Raw genomic sequence first — 2,219 nt, 5'->3', positions numbered from 1 at the left:
CACCCCGTGAACTGGCCGTGCGCTTTACCGATGCCGAGCGCTACTTCGTGTCGGAAGCCTCGGTGTATCGCCTGCTCAAGGCCCACGACCTGATCACCAGTCCGGCCTTCATCGTGATGAAGGCTGCCGACGAGTTCAAGGACAAGACGACGGCGCCGGACCAGCTTTGGCAGACCGACTTCACTTACCTGAAGGTGACTGGTTGGGGTTGGTTCTACTTGTCGACCGTGCTCGACGACTTCTCCCGCTACATCGTTGCCTGGAAGCTCTGCACCACGATGAAAGCCGAGGATGTCACCGACACCTTGGAGTTGGCTCTGCAGGCATCGGGGCTGGACCAAGTCAACGTGGCACATCGGCCTCGTCTGTTATCCGACAACGGGCCGAGCTACGTCTCGGTGGAGTTGGCGGCATGGCTCGACAAACAAGACATGCCGCATATCCGCGGCGCGCCCTATCATCCGATGACACAGGGGAAGATCGAGCGCTGGCATCTGACGCTCAAGAACCGCATCCTACTGGAGAACTACTATCTGCCCGGCCAGCTCGAGGCTCGGATCGAAGCCTTCGTCGCCCACTACAATCACCTGCGCTACCACGAGAGCATCGACAATCTGACGCCGGCCGACGTCTACTTCGGACGCGGTCAAACCATTCTGCTGGAAAGAGAAAGGATCAAACGCAAAACCATCCAACACCGACGCTTGCATCACAAAACTCACGCAGCCTAAAATCAAACCGGATGCGCCAGAATCTCCCTTAGATTAGGATGCCTCCTGTCTCAAAATCTCTGACGACGGACAGGTACGTCTTCGCAGCACGGCCGTCGGCGTGAATTTCGCTGACACGTACCATCGAGCAGGTATCCCGCACCCGATGATCGTGGGCGATCCGCCGGTTGTCGTCGGTTTCGAAGGAGTTGGCGAGATCGAGGAGTTGGGTCTTGGCGTCACCGGGTTCTCTGTCGGCGAACGAGTTTGCACCTGCCTTCCCCCACTCGGCGCCTATAGTCAGGAGCGCCTTTACCCGGCTGACAAGTTGATCAAGGTTCCAAAGGACTTGCCATTGGATGACGTTCAACTGGCAGGACTAATCCTGAAGGGGATGACCGCGCAATATCTCCTGCATCGAACGCACAAGGTGCAACCGGGAGATTATGTTCTGATCCACGCGGCTGCTGGCGGCATGGGCCATATCCTTTGTCCTTGGGCGCGGCATCTCGGAGCCACTGTGATCGGTGCCGTTAGTACCGACGCGAAGGCCGAGATCGCTCGAAATCTCGGTTGTCATTACGTTATCAATTACTCGACCGAAGACTTCGTAGCTGTCACCCGTAAGATTACGGACGGAAAGGGCGTAGACGTTGTCTATGAGTCGATCGGTAAGGACACGCTGCAAAGGTCACTCGACTGCCTGCGGCTGGTCGGTATATGCGCAGCTTACGGCCAGGCGTCAGGCGTTCCCGATCCGATCAACCTCATCGAAGATCTGGGCGTTCGCGGGTCACTTTTTATCACCCGACCCGTGCTTTCGCATTACATGTCGAACCGAAGCGAAATCGACGACGGAGCAAAATCGCTGTTCGATGCCGTCGCACAGGGGGTGGTAGCGAGCAACGTTGTCAAAACCTTTCCGCTTCGGGAGGCTGCAGCCGCGCACAAATTCATCGGCGGACGCAAGACAACGGGCTCGATCGTCATGCTTCCGTTCGAGTAAGCGGCCCCAAAAAGGCTGGCGAAACGCCTTCAGCCGCTTTGGTGATGACGTCACGACCGCCACCCGAGGCACTCAATCCACAGAAAGGGAATATCATGTCGATCATACGCCACGAAATTAGAAAGATATCAGACGAGAATCGCGGTCATCCGATCATCAGCCAGGCAGTCGTTCACGGCGACGTCGCCTATTTCGCCGGCATCACCCCCAACCCGATTGTCGGCGATATCAAAACGCAGACTGCTCAAGTGCTGCGACGCGTCGATGAGCTTCTCAACCTCGCGGGAACCGACAAATCACAGCTACTAAGCGCCCAGGTCTGGATCGCTGACATGCGTCTGTTCGAAGATCACAATTCTGTTTGGAACGAGTGGGTCGATCCGGCAAACCCTCCGGCGCGGGCTTGCCTCACGACCGACTTTTGGCGACCTGGGATGCTGGTTGAAGTCATGGTGGTTGCGGCCGTGCCATGAGCCTCTAGGTGGGTTACCTGCGAACCAGGG

3 protein-coding genes are annotated in these 2,219 nt (G+C 57.4%); all 3 read left to right on the top strand.

Annotated features, from left to right (window positions below; all coding sequences use genetic code 11):
- The coding region (locus VMT30_02915; protein HVQ43893.1) for a DDE-type integrase/transposase/recombinase at positions 1–731 on the top strand (731 nt) is incomplete at its 5' end.
- Positions 732–786: 55 nt separating this feature from the next.
- A complete protein-coding gene (locus tag VMT30_02910) occupies positions 787–1,716 on the top strand; it encodes a quinone oxidoreductase (GenBank protein HVQ43892.1) in 930 nt (309 codons plus the stop codon).
- 95 nt (positions 1,717–1,811) lie between these two features.
- Positions 1,812–2,189, top strand: a complete 378-nt coding sequence (locus VMT30_02905) for a RidA family protein (protein HVQ43891.1) — start codon at positions 1,812–1,814, stop codon at positions 2,187–2,189.
- Positions 2,190–2,219: the final 30 nt, after the last annotated feature.

The sequence above is a fragment of the Candidatus Saccharimonadia bacterium genome (assembly GCA_035544015.1).
In the GTDB taxonomy this organism is placed as follows: domain Bacteria; phylum Patescibacteriota; class Saccharimonadia; order UBA4664; family UBA4664; genus UBA5169.
Note: the sequence above shows the minus strand (reverse complement) of the source record. Positions and strands in the feature narration are given on the sequence as shown.